Source organism: Methylosinus sp. R-45379 (genome assembly GCF_001644125.1).
Lineage (GTDB): Bacteria > Pseudomonadota > Alphaproteobacteria > Rhizobiales > Beijerinckiaceae > Methylosinus.
The window spans coordinates 1-18,265 of the sequence record NZ_LUUM01000291.1 but is presented as its reverse complement, the minus strand read 5'-3'; the positions used below and the strand labels follow the sequence as shown (position 1 = coordinate 18,265).

At 65.1% G+C, this 18,265-nt stretch carries 19 protein-coding genes; 9 read left to right on the top strand and 10 right to left on the bottom strand.

Annotated elements, in window-relative coordinates:
- Window positions 1-66: 66 nt before the first annotated feature.
- The 3 genes from A1351_RS20525 to A1351_RS20515 all read right to left on the bottom strand — a co-directional run bounded on the left by A1351_RS20525 (window position 67) and on the right by A1351_RS20515 (window position 5,077).
- Window positions 67-1,344 (bottom strand): efflux RND transporter periplasmic adaptor subunit, encoded by a 1,278-nt coding sequence (locus A1351_RS20525; RefSeq protein ID WP_083967435.1) that lies wholly within the window; start codon window positions 1,342-1,344, stop codon window positions 67-69.
- Window positions 1,341-4,523 (bottom strand): efflux RND transporter permease subunit, encoded by a 3,183-nt coding sequence (locus A1351_RS20520; RefSeq protein ID WP_064033788.1) that lies wholly within the window; start codon window positions 4,521-4,523, stop codon window positions 1,341-1,343. Before A1351_RS20520 ends, A1351_RS20525 begins: the two co-directional genes overlap by 4 nt.
- Before the next feature lie 77 nt (window positions 4,524-4,600).
- Window positions 4,601-5,077 (bottom strand): MarR family winged helix-turn-helix transcriptional regulator, encoded by a 477-nt coding sequence (locus A1351_RS20515; RefSeq protein WP_026600055.1) that lies wholly within the window; start codon window positions 5,075-5,077, stop codon window positions 4,601-4,603.
- A gap of 238 nt (window positions 5,078-5,315) precedes the next feature.
- On the opposite strand from A1351_RS20515, the gene A1351_RS20510 reads away from it, so the two are divergent.
- Window positions 5,316-5,561, top strand: coding sequence for a hypothetical protein (locus A1351_RS20510; RefSeq protein ID WP_018266875.1), 246 nt, complete (start codon window positions 5,316-5,318; stop codon window positions 5,559-5,561).
- Window positions 5,562-5,571: 10 nt separating this feature from the next.
- Here the strand turns inward: A1351_RS20510 and A1351_RS20505 are convergent, their stop codons facing one another.
- Entirely contained in the window at window positions 5,572-5,877 is a 306-nt protein-coding gene (locus tag A1351_RS20505) for a hypothetical protein (protein ID WP_024878551.1), read from the bottom strand.
- A 283-nt stretch (window positions 5,878-6,160) separates the two neighbouring features.
- Here A1351_RS20505 and A1351_RS20500 point away from each other — a divergent pair, with 283 nt between their 5' ends.
- From A1351_RS20500 to rpsD, 3 genes are all read left to right on the top strand, one after another.
- Complete coding sequence (locus A1351_RS20500; RefSeq protein WP_024878550.1) at window positions 6,161-7,003, top strand: hypothetical protein; 843 nt, start codon at window positions 6,161-6,163, stop codon at window positions 7,001-7,003.
- 136 nt (window positions 7,004-7,139) lie between these two features.
- Entirely contained in the window at window positions 7,140-7,511 is a 372-nt protein-coding gene (locus tag A1351_RS20495; protein ID WP_024878549.1) for a hypothetical protein, read from the top strand.
- 313 nt (window positions 7,512-7,824) lie between these two features.
- Complete coding sequence (gene rpsD, locus A1351_RS20490; RefSeq protein WP_064033787.1) at window positions 7,825-8,442, top strand: 30S ribosomal protein S4; 618 nt, start codon at window positions 7,825-7,827, stop codon at window positions 8,440-8,442.
- A 46-nt stretch (window positions 8,443-8,488) separates the two neighbouring features.
- Here the strand turns inward: rpsD and A1351_RS20485 are convergent, their stop codons facing one another.
- The 3 genes from A1351_RS20485 to A1351_RS20475 form a co-directional block, all read right to left on the bottom strand.
- On the bottom strand, window positions 8,489-9,373 hold the full coding sequence (locus A1351_RS20485; protein WP_024878547.1) for a hypothetical protein: 885 nt from the start codon (window positions 9,371-9,373) through the stop codon (window positions 8,489-8,491).
- A gap of 99 nt (window positions 9,374-9,472) precedes the next feature.
- Window positions 9,473-10,225 carry a hypothetical protein gene (locus A1351_RS20480; RefSeq protein WP_024878546.1) on the bottom strand — a complete coding sequence of 251 codons (753 nt, stop codon included), beginning with the start codon at window positions 10,223-10,225 and terminating at the stop codon, window positions 9,473-9,475.
- Between the two features lie 91 nt (window positions 10,226-10,316).
- Window positions 10,317-10,688, bottom strand: a complete 372-nt coding sequence (locus tag A1351_RS20475; RefSeq protein WP_024878545.1) for a Rieske 2Fe-2S domain-containing protein — start codon at window positions 10,686-10,688, stop codon at window positions 10,317-10,319.
- 293 nt (window positions 10,689-10,981) lie between these two features.
- Here A1351_RS20475 and A1351_RS20470 point away from each other — a divergent pair, with 293 nt between their 5' ends.
- The 3 genes from A1351_RS20470 (at window position 10,982) to A1351_RS20460 (ending at window position 14,034) form a co-directional block, all read left to right on the top strand.
- Entirely contained in the window at window positions 10,982-11,281 is a 300-nt protein-coding gene (locus A1351_RS20470; protein ID WP_064033786.1) for a helix-turn-helix domain-containing protein, read from the top strand.
- 73 nt (window positions 11,282-11,354) lie between these two features.
- Window positions 11,355-13,316 carry a squalene--hopene cyclase gene (gene shc / locus A1351_RS20465; RefSeq protein ID WP_064033785.1) on the top strand — a complete coding sequence of 654 codons (1,962 nt, stop codon included), beginning with the start codon at window positions 11,355-11,357 and terminating at the stop codon, window positions 13,314-13,316.
- Window positions 13,297-14,034 carry a phosphorylase gene (locus A1351_RS20460; protein ID WP_245291695.1) on the top strand — a complete coding sequence of 246 codons (738 nt, stop codon included), beginning with the start codon at window positions 13,297-13,299 and terminating at the stop codon, window positions 14,032-14,034. The genes shc and A1351_RS20460 overlap by 20 nt, the downstream gene beginning before the upstream one ends.
- Here A1351_RS20460 and hpnH read toward each other — a convergent pair.
- Window positions 13,975-15,126: an adenosyl-hopene transferase HpnH gene (hpnH, locus tag A1351_RS20455; RefSeq protein WP_026600052.1), complete on the bottom strand. Its 1,152-nt coding sequence runs from the start codon at window positions 15,124-15,126 to the stop codon at window positions 13,975-13,977. The two genes, A1351_RS20460 and hpnH, sit on opposite strands and share 60 nt — an antisense overlap.
- A gap of 236 nt (window positions 15,127-15,362) precedes the next feature.
- Here hpnH and A1351_RS20450 point away from each other — a divergent pair, with 236 nt between their 5' ends.
- Window positions 15,363-16,010, top strand: a complete 648-nt coding sequence (locus A1351_RS20450) for a phosphoribosylanthranilate isomerase (protein ID WP_026600051.1) — start codon at window positions 15,363-15,365, stop codon at window positions 16,008-16,010.
- 73 nt (window positions 16,011-16,083) lie between these two features.
- Window positions 16,084-17,331: a tryptophan synthase subunit beta gene (gene trpB / locus A1351_RS20445; protein WP_064033784.1), complete on the top strand. Its 1,248-nt coding sequence runs from the start codon at window positions 16,084-16,086 to the stop codon at window positions 17,329-17,331.
- Between the two features lie 256 nt (window positions 17,332-17,587).
- Here the strand turns inward: trpB and A1351_RS20440 are convergent, their stop codons facing one another.
- Both A1351_RS20440 and A1351_RS20435 read right to left on the bottom strand, forming a co-directional pair.
- Entirely contained in the window at window positions 17,588-17,914 is a 327-nt protein-coding gene (locus A1351_RS20440) for a HigA family addiction module antitoxin (RefSeq protein WP_064033783.1), read from the bottom strand.
- 7 nt (window positions 17,915-17,921) lie between these two features.
- Window positions 17,922-18,200 carry a type II toxin-antitoxin system RelE/ParE family toxin gene (locus tag A1351_RS20435; RefSeq protein ID WP_024878537.1) on the bottom strand — a complete coding sequence of 93 codons (279 nt, stop codon included), beginning with the start codon at window positions 18,198-18,200 and terminating at the stop codon, window positions 17,922-17,924.
- Window positions 18,201-18,265 lie beyond the last annotated feature (65 nt).

Sequence of the window (18,265 nt, the reverse complement as noted above, 5' to 3'; positions counted from 1 at the left end):
GGCTCTGGATTGCTTCGCTTCGCTCGCAATGACGGGCGAGAGGCGAGGGTTTCGCGCCCGAATCGCTCACTTGCGGATCGTCACCTTGCGGCCGTCGCGAATATCGGCGGGCGGATCGAGCGCGATGGTCTCGTCGCCTGTCAATCCTTGATCGACATCGACATTGGTGCCGAAATCGCGCGTGATGTTGATCTTCGCGAGGCGCACGACATCGTCCTTGCCGATCACCGCGACGCGCGGCCCCTCTGCGCCGAAGAGGATCGACGGCGCCGGAATATTCACCAGCGGCCGCGGGCGCGGAATATCGAGCACGACGCGCACGAACATTCCGGGCCGCAGCTCGCCGGTGGGATTGGGCACGTCCACCTCGGTGAGCAGGGTGCGCGAGGCGGCGGCGAGCGAATTGGCGTTGCGCGCGATACGGCCCTTGAAGGTCTTGCCGGGCATCTCCGGCGCCTCGACCTTGGACTCGAGACCATCGACGAGACCCGCCGCCTCCGATTGCGGCACCGACACTTGCACGCGCAGAATATCGTCGCGCGCCAGGGAGAAGAGCGGCGTGCCGCTATTGGCGTCGGCGCTGACGAGATCGCCCACCTCTATGTTGCGCGCCGTCACCACGCCGCGGAAAGGCGCGGTGACGTCCTTGAAGCCGACGAGCTGCTTCAGCCGATCCACATTGGCCTGCGCCGCGGCGATATTGGCCTGCGCGACCTCGACGCCCGCCTGCGCCGATTGCAGATTGGCGTTCTGCGTCTCGACGTTTGCAGCGTTGATGTCGTTGTTCTGCTTGCTCTCGTAATTATTTTTGACGAGTTGCGAGCTGCGGCCGTAGGTGAGCTTGGCGAGGTTGAGATTGGCCTTGGTCTGCTCCACCTGCGCCTTGGATTGCAGCAGTTGCGCCTTGTTGAGCGCGAGCTGCGCCTGCGCCTGCGCATATTGCTGGTCGAGATCGGGCGCCGAAATGCGAACGAGAAGATCGCCCTGCTTCACCTTGCTGCCGATATCGACGCGCCGCTCGGCGATATAGCCCGTCGCGCGCGCGAAGAGGCGCGCCTGCTCGAAGGCGAGCGTCTGGCCGGGCAATTCTATATGCACGGGGCCGGCGACTTTCGTCACCTTGGTCGCGCGCAGGCTGAGCGTCGCATTGGCCTGCTCCTGCTGAAACGCCTGCGCGTCATGCTCCTGCGCCGCATGACGGCGCAGGCCGATGAGCAGCACCAGAGCGAGAAGCGCGAGAAGAAGAAAGAAGGGGAGCTTGCGCAGACGCGGCGGCGGCGCCTCATGCACGCCGACGCCGGTCGAAGCGAATCCGCGTCCCTGCGGCTGCGACATCTCGGTCATAGATAATCCCTCGGAGGCTGAACCTCTCCGCGCCGCAGCAGCGAATAGAGGAAAGGCACGAAAAGCAGAGTCGAGCATGTGCCGAAAGCAATGCCGCCCATCACCGCGCGGGCGAGCGCGGCGTTCTGCTCGGCGCCTTCGCCGAGCGCGAGCGACATGGGCAGAAGGCCGACGAACATCGCCGTCGCCGTCATGATCACCGGACGAATTCGCGTCAGCCCGGCCTCGATCGCCGCCTCTTCCGCGGAGACGCCGGTCGCCTCTCTATGCTCGCGCGCGAAAGTGACGAGCAGGATGGAATTGGCCGAAGCGACGCCGACCGACATTATGGCGCCCATCAATGACGGAATGGAGAAGGTCGTGCCGGTGACGTAGAGCGCGAAGACGATGCCGCAGAAGGCGATGGGCAGAGCCAGAATGACGACGAAAGGATCGCCCCAGCTCTGGAAGTTCACCACCATCAGCAGATAGACGAAGATCATGGAGGCGACGAGGCCGAGGCCGATGCGCGCGAAAGCCTGATTTTTGCTGTCGATCTGGCCGCGAATGACAATGTAGTTGCCGGGCTTCAGCTCCGGCTCGATCTCCGCGATCGCCTTGCGCAAATCCCGCTCGACGCCGCCGAGATCGCGATCCTGAATATTGGCGTAGACGTCATAGGTCGGCTGCGTGTTGGAATGATCGGCTACGCTCTGCTCCACGCCGCGCTTCCATTGCGCGACATTGGTCAGAAGATCGACCTGCGCCGAGCCGGCGCCGCTCAGATCGGAGATCGGCGTGTTGGCGAAGGCGTTGAGCGAGGCGATGCGATATTCCGGCGTCTGCACCGCGACCTGATAGGGAATGCCCGTCACCGGATCGGCCCAGAAATTGGGCGTCACCTGGAAGGAGGACGACAGCGAGATATTCACATTATTGGCGATCTGCTGGACGCTGACGCCGAGCTGCTGGCCCTTCCAGCGATCTATGTCGACGAAGAATTCCGGCGCGTCGAGAATCTGGTGAATATGCGCGTCGACGACGCCGCGCACTTGCGTCACGCGATCCAAGAGCTTGCGCACGATGATCTTATTGCCGGGCGCATCGCGCCCGACGACGCGCAGCGCGATCGGCGCGGGAAGGCCGAAGTTCAAAATCTGCGTGACGATGTCGGCCGGCTGGAAATAGAAGATCGAATCCGGAAAGCGCTGCGGCAGGACTTGGCGCAGCTTGCGCATGTAGCCCGCCGTCGGCGCATGGCCATGCGCGAGCGAGATCATGATCTGCCCGTCATTATAGCCGACCGTTGTGCCGTCGGAGAAAGCGTAATTATAGGTGATCTGCGGCAGGCCGATATTGTCGAGGATCAGAGCGAGATCATGCGGCGGGATCGTCTCGCGAATGACGTCCTCCACCTTTTGGAACAGGCGCTCGGTCTCCTCTATGCGCAGGCCGGAGCGGCCGCGCACATGCAAGGTCATCTGTCCGGCGTCGATCTGCGGATAATAATCCTCGCCGACCGAGACGAACAGAAAGGCGCCGAAGGCGAAGACGCCGGCGACGGCGGCGAGCGTGCGGCCCTTGTGGCGCAGCACCGCGACCAGCAGCAGCGCATATTGGCCGCGCAGCTTCTCGAAGGCATGCTCGAAGCCGAGCTGAATGCGCGTCAGAATAGCGGCGAAGCCGGTGCGGCGCGCGTCGCTCTCACGCTCCGCGTGATGCTCATGGATGAGCAGCTGGTCCATCAAAATCGGCACCAGCGTTCGCGACAGAAAATAGGAGGCCAGCATCGCGAAGACGACGGCCAGCGCCTGCGGCACGAAGAGAAAGCGCGCGGCGTCGGTGAGGAAGAGCACGGAGACGAAGGCCGCGCAAATGGCGAGCGTCGAGATCAGCGCCGGCTTGGCGATGCCGGCGGCGCCCTCCGCCACCGCATAGCGGAAATCCTTGCCCTCTTCGAACAGGCGATAGGTATTCTCGATGGCGACAGTGGCGTCGTCCACCAATATGCCAACCGCGAGCGCCATGCCGCCGAGCGTCATGATGTTGATCGTATGTCCGAGCGCGCTGAGCGCGGCGAGCGAGGCGAGGATCGACAGCGGAATGGAGATGACGACGATCAGCGTGGAGCGCCAGGAGCCGAGGAACAGAAGGATCATCAGCGCGGTGAGACCCGCGGCGATGACGCCCTCGTGCAGCACGTCCGATATTGCGTTGGAGACGAAAACCGATTGGTCGAACAATTCGGCGATCGTCGTGTCCTTGGGGATCGACTCGCGCAGCTTGGCGATGCCGACCTTCACATTCTCGACGACATTGAGCGTCGAGGCGTTGCCGTTCTTCAATATGGTCAGCAGCACGGCGCGCGAGCCGTCGACGCGCACGATATTCTGCTGCGGCGGGTTGCCGTCGCGCACTTGCGCCACGTCGCGGATCAAGAGCGGCGCGCCATCGGCCACGCGGATCGGAATGCTGTTGAGCGTCGATAGCGCGTCGGGCGTCGAATTGAGGCGCACGACATATTGCAGATCGCCCAATTTCACGAGGCCGGAGGGCACCACCAGATTGCCCGCGGTGATGGCGTTGACGACATCGAGCGGCGTGAGGCCGCGCGCCTGCAGCGTCGACGTGTCGAGATCGACCATGATCTGGCGCTGCTTGCCGCCCCAGGGCGTCGGCAGAGTGACGCCGGGCGTCGTCGTCAGCTGCTGGCGGACGCGATAGAGGCCCATGTCGTAGAGCTGCTGCTCATTGAGGCTCTTGCTGGAGAGCGCGAGCTGAATGACCGGCACTTGCGAGGCCGAATAGCGCACGACAGTCGGCGGATTGATGCCGGGCGGCATCAAGGCGCGAATGGAGTTCATCGCCGAGACGACCTGCGTGATGGCGAGCTCTATGTTCACATCCGGCTGGAAATAGATCTTGATGACCGCGACGCCTTGCAGCGTCTGGCTCTCCATATTGCGAATGCCGTTGACGTTGTTGGAGGTGGAGAGCTCGGCATAGGTGGTGACGCGGCTCTCCATCTCGGCGGTGGAGAGGCCAGTGTAGGACCAGATGACCGTCACGACCGGGATGTCGACATTGGGGAACACGTCCTTGGGCGTCGAGACGATCGCCGCGCCGCCGAGGAACGTCATCAAAATGGCCAGGACGTAGAACGTCAGCCGAAACTTGAGCGCATATTTGACGAGTTCCATGGACGTCTTCCACTCTCACCACGCTGCGGGCGGCGCCGTCCGCATCGCTTACGCCTCGTCCGATCCCGGACCGTCGATCAGCCGACCGCGCTCCGCGCCTTCGGCTTTTTCGTCGAGCAGCTCATTTTCTCGATCAGATTGCCGCGCGCCGTCTCCAGCACGCGCATCAATGTCGCGCGGTCCTCGTCGCTGACGCCGGCCAGCGCCTCCTGGCGGGTCGCCTCGGAGATAGGCGCTATGGCCTCGATGAGCGGCCAAGCCGCCGCGGTGAGGAACAGCAGCCAGACGCGCCGGTCGGTCTCGTGCGGCCGGCGCTCCACCAGGCCCAGCGCCTGCAGCCGATCGACGGTGCGGCCGAGCGTGATCGGCTCGAGATCGAGCATTTCGGCGAGCACGCACTGGCTGACGCCCTCATTGCGCGACAGATAGGCCAGGGCCTGGGTCTGCGCGCGCGTCAGGCCTAATTCGCGGGCATTCTGCTCGAACCGCTTGCGCATCAGCCGTGCTGCATCATGCAGCAGAAAGCAGAAGGTGGTCGGCGGCGGCGAGGGCATTAGGCGCGCTTTCTATAGCAGTGCTTTTGATGAGCATGCTTATTAAATAGGTGCGGCGCGGCGAATTCAAGCCCCGCCTGAGCCGCCCCCGCCCTTCGGAAGAAAATTTCGGCCCTATTTAGGATGAAGGCAGGAGCCGATTGCCGCGCGGACCGTCGCGCCTATCGTAATTATGGCAATTCGGCGCCGAGACGGTCCCGAGCCATCACGGCTGGGAGACAAAGGGAGGATGACGGGAATGAGGCTGCTTTTGGCTTGCACATTCTTGCTGATCTGCGCGGCCTCGGCCGACGCCGCGCAGCGCGGGTCGGCCCGCCAGCGCTCGGCCTGCACGGACGACGCCTATAAATTCTGCGAGCGCTACGTGCCGGACGCCGCGGCGGTGGAAAGCTGCCTGAAGGCCAATATCGGCGGGCTCAGCCGCGCCTGCAAGGCGCAGATCCAAGGGGCCGCGGCCGCCAAGAAGCGCGGCCGCCGTCACTGACGCGCAGGCGTCAGAGCCGCCGCGCGAAACGGCGAATGTCGACGCCGTTCTGGGCGAGAAGATCGCGCAAGGCGGGCGGGAGATTTACCACGCGGGTGGCGTTGCCATCATATTGGCAGGCGCTGCGCAGGCTGACGTAATGCCCATAGATGCGATTGGTCTCCTGATCGCCGATAACCGAGCGCGCCTCGCCCAGAAGATAACCGACTTGATCTTCGCTGTATTGAGACACCAGCTGGCAGCCGACGGCGACCTTTTCGGCGCATGCCGGAAAAGAGACCAAGGTGACGACGGCCGCCGTTACGAGAATCTTCATGCTATTTCCTCGATATTGCAGGGTAAGAGCGACCTCGTGTCGCGCTGATCTTCGTATCTGACCTCCTCTCTCTTTCGGAGCTTCTTGGCCGAAGTTTGGCCCGAGGCCGCAGCGCGCCGCGCGCAACCACGCCCGCGGCGCGTCGAAAAGCGAAAACGCGACTATGTTCAACGGAATGTTTACGCTTAACGCCAATGTTCAGGGCCAGATAAGTCCTTTCCGGGACATTTGGCCCGATCGTAATGTGTAAAGCCCGCTCGAGACGGGCGGTTGGAGTAGCGTCATGAGTTTGTCGGTTTCCGGCGATGACCTCCCCTATGGCTCCGGCCCGCTGAGGGCGCGTCCGCTCGGCAATCTCGCCGCAGTGTCGATGGGCGTCGCGGCGCTTCTGGTGCTGCTGGCCTCGCTCGCCTTCGTCCGCACGCCGCAGCAGGAGGCCGCGACCGCGCCGGCCGCTGCGCCAAAGGCGAGCGCCGCGCCCAGCTACGCGTCCACGTCTGCGCCTGCGGCCGCCGCAGAACGCGTCGCCGCCTTCCGGCTCGAGGCGCCCGAGATCGACAAGGATCCGCGGATCACCTTCGATCAGCCGCTTCCTTCGGGCGGGCGCCAGGAAACGCACGCCTTCGGCGCCTTCGACACGGGCCGGCCCTATCTGCGGCTCGATATTCTGCAGCCCGCCGGCGAGAAGCTCGGCAATTCCGACTTCTTCCTCGATGTGGCGCGCCACGCCGCCCAGGCCGGTCTCGGCGTCGTCCGCATCGGCCAGCCGACGCCGCTGGTGACGCGCGCCGGCGCCTTCGAGGCGGCGGAGATCAAATTGTCGCTGCGCGAGGGCGGCGTCGCGGCCGCGGCGGCGGGCGAGCGCACCTGCCTCGCCATGCGCCTCGTCAACGCCAGCCTGTCGATGGAGATCGCCGGCATCGCCTGCGGCGCCGGCGCCAAGCCGATCGACCGCCGCGCCATGGGCTGCCTGCTCGACCGCATCTATTATCTGCCCGCCGGCGACAACAAAGCGCTGGCCCGCTCCTTCCCCAAGACGGAGGGGCCGGGCTGCCTCGCCCCCGCCCCCGCGAGCGACGCCGAGCCCGCCAAGCCCGCCGCGAAAAAACGCGCGGCGCGCCACTGAGCGCGCCTACCTAGGGGCGGTCCGGCGCTTTCGTCGGACCGCTTTCAGCTTTCATGAGGCGCCATTCGCGACGGCCGGTATCGCCCGGCGACGTGATTGGTTATGATCCTGTCGATATCGGAATCAGGAGATGAGGATGCGTCATTTCGTCAGTTTGTCGGCCGGACTCGCCTGCCTTCTCGCCCTCGCGACGGCGGGCGAGGCGCTCGCCAAAACGCATCGCTCCGCGCATCGTCATTTCATTCCCGCGGAGGGAATCGTCGTGGCGACCGGCCCCATCCCTTATGTGCGCCAGCCGCTGGTGGTTCCGCGCCGCAGCTGGCTCGATCCCGGCCCGGTCGTCCCGGTCGGCTCGACCAATCGCTACATGGTGGAAGCCACCTATTTCGCCTATCAGCCGATGGAGGACAATCAGCGCAGCTGGTTCATGCAGGAGACGCTGCCGAACCGCCGCCGCTTCGAGGTTCTGCCCTATCGCGACGGCATCGCGCCGATCTGGTGGCCCTGAGCCCCGCCTCTCGGCTTCGCTTTTTCGGCCGGCCCGCGCTTCGCGAGCCGGCCTTTTTCTTGACTTCCGCCGCTCACGCGGATAATCACCCCCGGTCCGGCGCGGGGAAACCTTCGCCGGCCCGCACCCGTGGCCGTTCCTGAACGGCCTGTCGGCCGGTTTCCGGCAGAGGAGGGCGCGTTCTTTTGACGCGAGAGGCATGCCTCGTCGCGCGGGAACGTGGTTCGGCGACGCTCGCCTCTGACCGAGGCCGGGCGCGGCGTCTCGTTTTCGCGCTTTTGCGAGGCTGCGAAAAGGAAGAGGACGCCGGCAAGTGACGAAACGCGCCGAAGCCAAATATAAAATCGATCGCCGTCTCGGACAGAACATCTGGGGCCGCCCGAAGAGCCCGGTGAACCGTCGCGAATACGGCCCCGGCCAGCACGGCCAGCGCCGCAAGGGCAAGCCCTCCGACTTCGGCACGCAGCTCAAGGCCAAGCAGAAGCTCAAGGGCTATTACGGCAACATCTCCGAGAAGCAGTTCCGCAAATATTATGCGGAGGCCATCCGGCTGAAGGGCGACTCGGGAGACAATCTGATCGGCCTGCTCGAGCGCCGTCTCGACGCCGTGGTCTATCGCGCCAAATTCGTGCCGACCGTCTTCGCCTCGCGGCAGTTCATCAACCACGGCCACATCAAGGTGAATGGCCGCCGGGTGAACATTCCGTCCTATCTCGTGAAGCCGGGCGACGTCGTCGAGGTGAAGGAGAGCTCCAGGCAGATCCTCATCGTCCTCGAGGCAGTCGGTCTCGCCGAGCGCGACGTGCCGGAATATTACGAGGTCGATCATCAGAAGATGACGGCCAAGCTCTCGCGCGTGCCGCTTCCCTCCGAAGTGCCCTATCCGGTGCCGATGGAGCCGAACCTGGTCATCGAGTTCTACTCGCGCTGATCGACTTTCGCCGGCCCGGAGCTTACGGGCCGGCGTATCTTTATCGTCAGGCCGTGGCGCTGGGCCGGGCGGACGCCGCGGGGCGGAAGGGCGTATCGTCCTCGGGCGCTATCGGCGCATAATGGCCGAACCGTAGATTATGGCTCGCGCGCCCTTTGGCCAGCGCGCTCAGCGCATCGCCATAGCCGAGCAATTCCGCGAGCGGCGCGGTCGCCGTGATCCGCGTGGTCTCGTCGCCCTGCTCCGCCTTCAGAGCCTGCGCGCGCCGGCCGCGCAAATCCTCGATCACCGCTTCCGCAATGTCATTGGGCGCGACTGTCTCGACGCTCATGATCGGCTCGAGCAATTCGCTGCTTTTGGCCAATGCCTCCCGCGTCGCGGCGCGCGCGGCGATCTCGAAGGCCAGCACCGATGAATCCGAGCCATGGCCGGCGCCGTCCACCAGAGCCGCTTTCAGCTCCACGACAGGCCGGCCGAGAATGACGCCGCTCTCCACCACAGAGACGACGCCGCGCTCTACCCCGTCGACGAATTCGGCCGGAACGGAACTCTCCGGCGCACGATTCTCGAAAATCTCGCCGCCCGCGCCATCCGTGTCGAAGACGAGCTTCACGCGGGCGTATTGGCCGGGCCGCTTATGGGTGAAATCGATTTCCTGGCGCCGCGACAGGCGCTCGCGATAGGCGACGCGCGGCGGGCCGATGATCGCCTCGACGGGCGACAGCTCCTGGAAGCGCGCGACAATGTCTCGCAGCCCCTCCTCGCTCGCCGCCTCGAGCAGCGCCTGCGTTCCGCCGATCACATCCAGATCGGAGACGCGCAGTCCGGGCGCGCCGGCGGACAGCCGCGCGAGCGCCTCGACGAGCTCCTCCCAATCGCGTTCGAGCTTGGGCTCTATCGTCACCGAGACGAGCAGCGGCGAATTATTCATGACGGCCTCCCCACATCTCCCGTCGCCGGCGGCGAATCGGGAGTAGGCGAGGCTAGCGGCGGCGTATGACAGGACGTCATACGCCGCGCCCACGCCCGCTCAATTGCGGCGGGCGAGGGAGCGCAGAAAGCCCTCCATATCCTCGGTCAGCTCTTGATCGATCGCCGGCGCCAATTTCAGCAGCAAATTGGCGACGAATGCCTGATCATTGCGCTTTTCCTCGAGCACTTCGCGCAGCACGGGGACATTGTCCTCGATATGGGTGAGGAAGGAGATGCCCTTCTCCAATGTGTCCGTCCAGCGCTCACGGCTCCACAGCGCCAGCGGATACATGATCTCATGGACGAAATTGGATTTGCGCGCCTGCTCGAAGAAGCGAATGCCGGTGTTCCAATTCTCCTTGGCGCGCAGCGGCGGCGGCGGAATGTCGCCGAGCAGCAGCTTCTTGCCGGCGGCGCCGACATGATCCTCGAGGCTGATGGGCGGATCCATCGGCGTGCGGAAGCTCCACAGCGAGGTCGCGCCGGGGAAATCCTTGCCCATGCTCTCGACGAGCGCGGCCTCGACCTTGTCGGCCGCCGCCTTGTCGCCCTTGAGCGCCGCCGTCATGAAGAAGGCGAATAGCGCATCGCCGCCGTAAGTGACCGCCGCGGCGGCCTTCAATTGCTGGTCCGTGAGCTTGGGCGTGACGCCGTCGGCGGGAACCGTCACATCGCCGGCGCGCAGCGCGGTGATGAAGGTCGTGATCTCCAGCCAGCCCACATAATTGGCGATGAAGGCGTCGGGATCGACATAGACGATCGCCAGATTGAGAGGCTGCTTGCGCTTTTGCAGTTCCGCCATGTCCGTCATGGGTTATCCTTCCTGTCCCCAGTTTTCGCAGTCCCAGGCTATGCTTGGGCGCTCGCTTCCCGAGCCCCTCTCTCGGGCGCGGCGCCCGTCTTCATTCGTCGGCCAGCAGCACGCCGGTGATGCAGACGTCGCCGTCGTCGATCACGAGCGAAAGCGGCGTCAGCTTCCCGCCCTGGCACGGGCCGATGAAGCAATGGCCGGTGTCGAGGTCGAATTGGGAGCGATGCTGCCCGCATTCGAGGAAATTGCCCGACTCGTCGAGGAAATTGCCGGGCGAAGTGTCGAGACGCATCTGCTCATGCGGGCAGGAATTCTCGAAACCGTAGAAGTTGTTGCCTTTGCGCGTGATGATGATCGGCCACGGATTGCTGTCGCCGTTCTCATAGGCGCGCATCAGGACGAAGCCGGTGGCTTGACCGTCCTCTATGTGGCCTGTGCGACAAATCACAAACAGATCGTCCATGGGCTGATCCCTTTCGAACAAACATCCACGCTCCGTGCGACCCGGAGCGGACCCGTGAAATCGGGTAGCAAGCGATGAGCCAGCCTGATCCGGCGCTTGACGATATGGTCAAATCACCATACCAACCGGTTCTGATACGACTTCCGGCGGAACGGTTCGGCGCGTTCCCCTTCTCCCCGCGAGCGGGGAGAAGGAAGGCGGCAAATGCCGCGCGAACCAATCAGCCGGAAGCCGTAGGAGAGAGTTGATGGTGCGCGCTGCGCCCCTCCCGCATTTTTGAGGACCCGGACCCCATGAACGCGCCCGAGCCTGACGAAACCGCCGCTGGCGCGCGCGAGGACAATGCGCTCAAAGCGCAGCTCATCGGCAAGATCGGCCGGCTGATGAAGGAGCGCGGCCTCAAGCAGGTGGAGGCCGCGGGCCTGCTCGGCGTCAAGCAGCCGGACGTCTCCAAAATGCTGCGCGGCGATTTGCGCCAATTCTCGGTCGAGCGGCTGCTGCGTTTTCTGGTGGCGCTGGGGCAGGACGTCGAGATCGTCGTCAAGCCGCCGAGCGGCGCGGAGGCTCCGGCGCTGCGCGTCGCGCGTCTGTGACGCGGATAGACCATTCTTTTGAAAAAAGAGACGAAGGGATCGTGATGACCGAACTGCGAAGGAGCGCGAAAATATGACCGTCGCCCTTGCGATCGAGCCGAAGCGCGATGACGCGCTCGACCAGAGCATCGCGCGCGCGTCCGGCGCGCTGCGCGCGCTCGCCAGAGGCGACGGCCATTGGTGCTTCGAGCTCGAGGCCGACGCCACGATTCCCGCCGAATATGTGCTGATGCGCCATTTCCGCGACGAGCCGATCGACCATGCGCTCGAGGGCAAGATCGCAGCCTATCTGCGCCGCATTCAGGGCGCGCATGGCGGCTGGCCTTTGTTCCGCGACGGCGCCCTCGATATGAGCGCCAGCGTGAAGGCCTATTTCGCGCTGAAGATGATCGGCGACGACATAGACGCGCCGCATATGAAACGCGCGCGCGAGGCGATTCTCAGCCATGGCGGCGCGGCGCGCACGAATGTCTTCACGCGCGCGCTGCTGGCGCTCTATGGCGAGATCCCCTGGCGCGGCGTGCCGGCCATGCCGGTGGAAATCATGCTGCTGCCGAAATGGTTTCCCTTCCATATCGACAAGATCTCCTATTGGGGCCGCACCGTCCTCGTGCCGCTGCTGGTGCTGCAGACGTTGAAGCCGCAGGCGGTCAATCGGCTCGGCGTGCATATCGGCGAGCTCTTCACCACCCCGCCGAAGGAGGTGAAGAAATGGCCGACCGGCGCGCATCAGCATCCGGCGCTGGTCGCGATCTTCGGCGCGATCGACAGGCTGCTGCGCGCCGCCGATCCTTATTTTCCCAAAGGCCCGCGCCAGCGCGCGATAAAAGCGGCGGAGGCTTTCGTCACCGCGCGGCTGAACGGCGTCGACGGTCTCGGCGCCATCTTCCCGGCCATGGTCAACAGCCTGCTGATGTATGAGGTTCTCGGCGTCCCCGCCGATGACGAGCGCATCAAGCTCGCGCGCGAATCGATCGAACGTCTGCTCGTCGTCAAGGAAGACGAGGCCTATTGCCAGCCCTGCGTCTCGCCCGTGTGGGACACGGCGCTCGCCTGCCACACGCTGCTCGAGGTCGGCGGCGAGGAGGAGGAGGCGCGCGCCCGCGCCGGCCTCGATTGGCTCGCGCCCTTGCAAGTGCTGGATGTGAAGGGCGATTGGGCCGTGCAGCGGCCGAATGTGCGCCCCGGCGGCTGGGCCTTCCAATACGCCAACGCCTATTATCCCGATGTCGACGACACCGCCGTGGTGGTGACGGCGATGGATCGCTCCTACGCCGGCAGCGCCGAGCGTCCCTATGACGAGCGCATCGCCCGCGCGCGCGAATGGGTCGAGGGGCTGCAGAGCAAGAATGGCGGCTGGGGCGCCTTCGACGCCGACAATGAATATTATTATCTCAACCACATTCCTTTCGCCGATCATGGCGCGCTGCTCGATCCGCCGACCTCGGACGTCTCGGCCCGCTGCGTCTCCATGCTGGCGCAGCTCGGCGACACGATCGAGACCAGCCCCTGCATGAAGGCCGGCGTCGATTATCTCCTCGCCGAGCAGGAGCCGGACGGCAGCTGGTTCGGCCGCTGGGGAATGAACTATATATACGGCACCTGGTCGACGCTCTGCGCGCTCAACGCCGCCGGGCTGAAGCCGGAACATCGCGCCATGCGCCGCGCCGTCGATTGGCTCGTCGCGATCCAGAACGAGGACGGCGGCTGGGGCGAGGACGGAGACAGCTATAAGCTCGACTATCGCGGCTATGAGAAGGCGCCGAGCACTCCCTCGCAGACGGCCTGGGGCGTGCTCGCGCTGATGGCGGCTGGCGAGGTCGGCCATCCGGCGGTCGCCCGCGGCATAGCCTATCTGCAGGCCAATCAGGATGCGGATGGGCTGTGGAAGGAGGAGCGCTTCACCGCCACGGGCTTCCCGCGCGTCTTCTATCTGCGCTATCACGGCTACGCGAAATTCTTCCCGCTCTGGGCGCTCGCGCGCTATCGTAACCTCGAAAGGGGCAACAGCAAAATTGTCCAGACCGGACTCTAATCGTCGCTTGGACGGCCCGGATGAGGTGGAGCCCCCGCGCTTCCTCATCATCACGGGGCTGCTCAGCGAGCGCGCCTGCGCCGAGGGCGAAGGTCTGGTGCCGATTTGCAGCGGCGCCGACACAGAGGGCCTGCGCGCTGCGCTCGAGCGCACGCAGGGCTTCGCGCTCGCCGGCGTCGTCAGCTTCGGCATAGCGGGCGGGCTCGATCCTGCGCTGCGGCCGGGCGACGTCGTCATCGGCGCTTCCGTCGTCGCCGAGAGCAAGCGCTATGAGACGAGCGCCGAGCTGTCGTCCATATTGAGCGAAGGTCTCGGCGCCTCGGGCGGCAAGATCGTCTCGGGCGTCATCGCCGGCGTCGAGGCGCCCGTGCTCGACCCCAAGGCCAAAGCCGCGCTGCGCAAGAGGACCGGCGCCGCCGTCGTCGATATGGAGACGCATATCGCCGCGGAATTCGCCGAGCGCCGGCGCCTGCCGCTGGCCGTGGTGCGCGTGGTCAATGATCCGGCGGCGCGGGCGCTGCCGCCACTGGCCACCTCCGCCGTCACGCCGGACGGCGGCGTCGATTTCCGCGCTGTGTTTCGCGATCTCGCCCGCGAGCCGCGCCAGATCGGCGATCTCATTCTCGCCGGTCTGGACTTCCGCAAATCTTCGGCGACCTTAGGCCGCTGTGGGCGTCTTCTCGGCCCGCTCCTTAGCCTCGGCCTCTCGGAGCTCTGACAGCGTCGCGATATTCTTGTCGAAGACATATTGCGCCGGCCGCTGATTCTCGAGCGAGATGTCGGGCGCAAAATCGCCTTCCGTCTTCACGCCGCGCAGAGCGACCAGCGCCGCCTTCCACGGACGCGCGACGGCGTCCTTCACCGCCGTGGCCTCGAAGCCGCAATGGACCATGCAATCGGCGCATTTCTCGTAATTGCCGACGCCGTACGAGTCCCAATCGGTCTCGTCCATCAGCTGCTTGAAGGTCGGGACATAGCCCTCGCCCAGAAGATAGCAGGGACGCTGCCAGCCGAAGACGGTGCGCGCCGGATTGCCCCAGGGCGTGCAATGGTAGCTCTGATTGCCGGCCAAAAAGTCGAGGAACAGGCCCGACTGCACAAAGGCCCAGTCGCGTCCGCCGCGGCCGCGCTTCAGAATGCCGCGGAACAGCTCCTTGGTGCGGGCGCGATTGAGGAAATGCGCCTGATTGGGCGCGCGCTCATAGGCATAGCCCGGCGACACCGTCATGCCGTCTATGCCGATGCGCTTCACCTCGTCGAAGAAATCGGCGACGCGGGCCGGATCGGCGTCCTGGAAGAAGGTGCTGTTGATGGTGACGCGGAAGCCCTTGGACTTCGCCAGCTTGATCGCCTCGACGGCGCGCTTGTAGACGCCTGTCTGGCTCACCGCGCGATCATGCATCTCCTCGTCGCCGTCGAGATGGATCGACCAGGTGAAATAAGGGCTGGGCTTATATTGATCGATCTTTTTGGCGAGCAGCAGCGCATTGGTGCAGACGATGGCGAATTTCTTGCGCGCCATTATGCCTTCGACAATCTGCGGCAGCTCCTTGTGCAGCAGCGGCTCGCCGCCCGCGATGACGACGACCGGCGCGCCGCATTCGTCCACCGAGGCGAGGCAGTCCTGCGCCGAGAGGCGCTTGTCGAGAATATGGTCCGGATAGTCGATCTTGCCGCAGCCGGCGCAAGCGAGATTGCAGCGAAACAGCGGCTCGAGCATCAGCACCAGCGGATAGCGCTTCCGACCGGCGAGATGCTGGCGGAGGATATAGCCGCCGATCGACATGATGTAGCGAAGCGGAATGGACAAGAAAGCTGTTCCTTCCAGGGACCGGCTCTTCGACAGAGCGGCGCGGAGGCCGCCCGGCTTCGACGCGCGAGAAACACAGCGTCGGAACGTTCCGTCTAACACGAAAGCTCGACTGCGCAAACCGGCGGCCGAGATCGCCGGCTGCGGCGACTTCGCCTCGAGGATATGGCGTTTTTCAGGCCCGAGCGGATCATGATAGGGTCGCCGCCCCGTTACGGAAGGCGCGAGAGGGAAGCTTGGCCGGCGTGATCGTCAAAATCTGCGGCTTGTCCACCCTGCCGACGCTCGAGGCCACGATCGCCGCCGGCGCGGATATGGCCGGCTTCGTCTTCTTCGAGAAGAGCCCGCGCCACATCACGCTCGAGACGGCGCGAGAACTCGGCCGGGTCGCGCAGGGACGCATCCGCAAGGTGGCGCTCACCGTCGACGCCGGCGATTCCACGCTCGACGCCATCGTGGCCGCCCTCGCGCCGGACCTTCTGCAATTGCATGGGAAAGAGACGCAAGAGCGCGTGGCCGCCGTGAAGGCGCGCTTCCGCCTGCCGGTCATCAAAGCGATCGGCGTCGCCGGCGCCGCGGATGTCGCCAGCGCTGCGGCCTTTCGAGAGGTCGCCGACATTCTCCTATTCGACGCCAAGCCCGCGCCGAATGCCGCCGTCCCCGGCGGGGCCGGGACCGTCTTCGATTGGCAGCTGATGCGCGGCTATAGCGGCGGCGACTGGATGCTCTCCGGCGGCCTCGATCCCGCCAATGTGGCGGAGGCGCTGCGGCTCACCGGCGCGCCGGCGGTGGATGTGTCCTCCGGCGTGGAGCGCGAGCGCGGCGTGAAGGACGAGGCGAAGATCGCTGCCTTCGTCGGGGCGGCGCGCGGCGCATCTGTCTGACGATCTACGCCGCTTTCATCGGAGCGGCGGAGGGTCTAAGAGTGCGCCGCAGCCGAGGCGAGGAGGACCGACAGTGAACGAGCAGACCCCCAATTCCTTCCGCAACGGCCCGGACGAGAACGGCCGCTTCGGCCTGTTCGGCGGCCGCTTCGTCGCCGAGACCTTGATGCCGCTGATCCTCGACCTCGAGCGCGCCTATGGGGAGGCCAAGGCCGACCCCTCCTTCCAGGCCGAGCTGGACAGTCTGCTGAAGCATTATGTCGGCCGTCCGAGCCCGCTCTATTACGCCGAGCGCATGACCGAATATTTGCGCGGCCTCACGGCGGCGGTCGGCGGCGAGGGCGGCGCCAAAATCTACTTCAAGCGCGACGAGCTGAACCACACCGGCGCGCATAAGATCAACAATGTGCTCGGCCAGATTCTGCTCGCCCGCCGCATGGGCAAGAAGCGCATCATCGCCGAGACCGGCGCCGGCCAGCATGGCGTCGCCACCGCCACCGCCTGCGCGCGCTTCGGCCTCGATTGCGTGGTCTATATGGGCGCGGTCGATGTCGAGCGGCAAAAGCCCAATGTCTTCCGCATGAAGATGCTGGGCGCCGAGGTCCGCCCGGTGCAGTCCGGCGCGCGCACGCTGAAAGATGCGATGAACGAGGCGCTGCGCGACTGGGTGACCAATGTCTCCGACACTTTCTATTGCATCGGCACCGCCGCCGGCCCGCATCCCTACCCCGCCATGGTGCGCGATTTCCAATCGGTGATCGGCAATGAGGCGAAGGAGCAGATGCTCGAGGCGGAAGGTCGGCTTCCCGATTCGCTGGTCGCCTGCATCGGCGGCGGCTCCAACGCCATCGGCCTGTTCCACCCCTTCCTCGACGACGCTTCGGTCGAGATTTACGGCGTGGAAGCGGCCGGCCATGGCCTGGACGTCGAGAACGGCCACGCCGCCTCGCTGGCGGGCGGACGGCCGGGCGTGCTGCATGGCAATCGCACCTATCTGCTGATGGACGACGACGGCCAGATTCTCGAAGGCCATTCGATCTCCGCCGGCCTCGATTATCCGGGCATCGGCCCGGAGCATTCCTGGCTGCGCGATATCGGCCGCGTGACCTATCTCTCGGCCACCGACAAGGAGGCGCTCGCCGCCTTCCAGCTCTGCTCCAAGCTCGAGGGCATCATCCCCGCGCTGGAGCCATCGCATGCGCTGGCCAAGGTCATGGAGCTGGCGCCGCAGAAGCCGCAGGATCATCTGATGGTGATGAATCTGTGCGGACGCGGCGACAAGGATATTTTCGCCGTGGCGGAGCATTTGGGCGGGATGTGAGCTTGCCGGCGGGTCCGGCTCGGAGGGTCGCTGATGTCCAAGCCCTATGACCGTTACGGCTCCGCCCCGCGAGGCCGAAAGCGCGACCGCGCGCCCTGCAAGGCGGACCACCCGATCAATTCACCGAAAGCCGAGCGCCGCTACGCGCTCGACGAGCTTCTGTCGGAAGCGCCTTCGAATCCCTCTGTGGCTACCAAAGGCTAGATGAATTCGCCGCCAGTCGGCCGTGAATTGCTCTGAACGCGCGAGGCGACGATCACGCCGCCTCGACTTCCGCCTTGATGCGTTCGCCGAATTCGCGCTCCGCGACTTCGAGATCATATTTCGTCTGCAAATTCATCCAAAACGCCGCGCTGTTTCCAAAGTAGCGTCCCAGCCGCAGCGCCGTCTCCGCGCTCACGCCGCGCTTGCCGGCGACGATCTCGCCGATCCGATTGGCCGGCACGCGCAGTTTCAGCGCGAGCGCATGAGCGCTCAAGCCCCGCGCCTCGAGTTCTGCCGCCAGCGTGCGCCCCGGATGGATCGGCCCGAATCGGAAACCGCCCACCGGCGCTTCGAAGACGTCTTCGCCCTTCTTCGCCATAATGACCTCAATGATAATCGACGATCTCGACCTCGAAGGCGTCGCCGCCTTCGAAACGAAAGGCGATTCGCCACGGCCCATTGACCTTGATCGCCCATTGGCCCTTGCGGTCGCCCGACAGCCTATGCAGCCCGACGCTGCGCAGCGGCGGCAGATCGTCGAGCGAGGCGGCGCTGTCGAGTTCCGCCAGACGCTGGCGCGCCAGTTCCGCGTCGAGGCCCGAGAACTTCGACTTGCCGGTTTCGAGAAACTGGCGTGTCGCCGTTCCTTTGACGGATCGTATCATATGTGGAGCGTATGACGCTATCTGCAAGCGAGCAACTCCACCCCCACCCCGCCATTCCCCTTCGC

Coding starts and splice junctions, on each gene's coding strand:
- A1351_RS20495 (WP_024878549.1), top strand. CDS start 7,140: ATGCGTCATTTCGTCAGTTTGTCGGCCGGACTCGCCTGCCTTCTCGCC.
- A1351_RS20505 (WP_024878551.1), bottom strand. CDS start 5,877: ATGAAGATTCTCGTAACGGCGGCCGTCGTCACCTTGGTCTCTTTTCCG.
- A1351_RS20435 (WP_024878537.1), bottom strand. CDS start 18,200: ATGATACGATCCGTCAAAGGAACGGCGACACGCCAGTTTCTCGAAACC.
- A1351_RS20510 (WP_018266875.1), top strand. CDS start 5,316: ATGAGGCTGCTTTTGGCTTGCACATTCTTGCTGATCTGCGCGGCCTCG.
- A1351_RS20525 (WP_083967435.1), bottom strand. CDS start 1,344: ATGACCGAGATGTCGCAGCCGCAGGGACGCGGATTCGCTTCGACCGGC.
- A1351_RS20515 (WP_026600055.1), bottom strand. CDS start 5,077: ATGCCCTCGCCGCCGCCGACCACCTTCTGCTTTCTGCTGCATGATGCA.
- A1351_RS20485 (WP_024878547.1), bottom strand. CDS start 9,373: ATGAATAATTCGCCGCTGCTCGTCTCGGTGACGATAGAGCCCAAGCTC.
- A1351_RS20500 (WP_024878550.1), top strand. CDS start 6,161: ATGAGTTTGTCGGTTTCCGGCGATGACCTCCCCTATGGCTCCGGCCCG.
- A1351_RS20470 (WP_064033786.1), top strand. CDS start 10,982: ATGAACGCGCCCGAGCCTGACGAAACCGCCGCTGGCGCGCGCGAGGAC.
- A1351_RS20475 (WP_024878545.1), bottom strand. CDS start 10,688: ATGGACGATCTGTTTGTGATTTGTCGCACAGGCCACATAGAGGACGGT.
- A1351_RS20480 (WP_024878546.1), bottom strand. CDS start 10,225: ATGACGGACATGGCGGAACTGCAAAAGCGCAAGCAGCCTCTCAATCTG.
- A1351_RS20440 (WP_064033783.1), bottom strand. CDS start 17,914: ATGGCGAAGAAGGGCGAAGACGTCTTCGAAGCGCCGGTGGGCGGTTTC.
- shc (WP_064033785.1), top strand. CDS start 11,355: ATGACCGTCGCCCTTGCGATCGAGCCGAAGCGCGATGACGCGCTCGAC.
- A1351_RS20520 (WP_064033788.1), bottom strand. CDS start 4,523: ATGGAACTCGTCAAATATGCGCTCAAGTTTCGGCTGACGTTCTACGTC.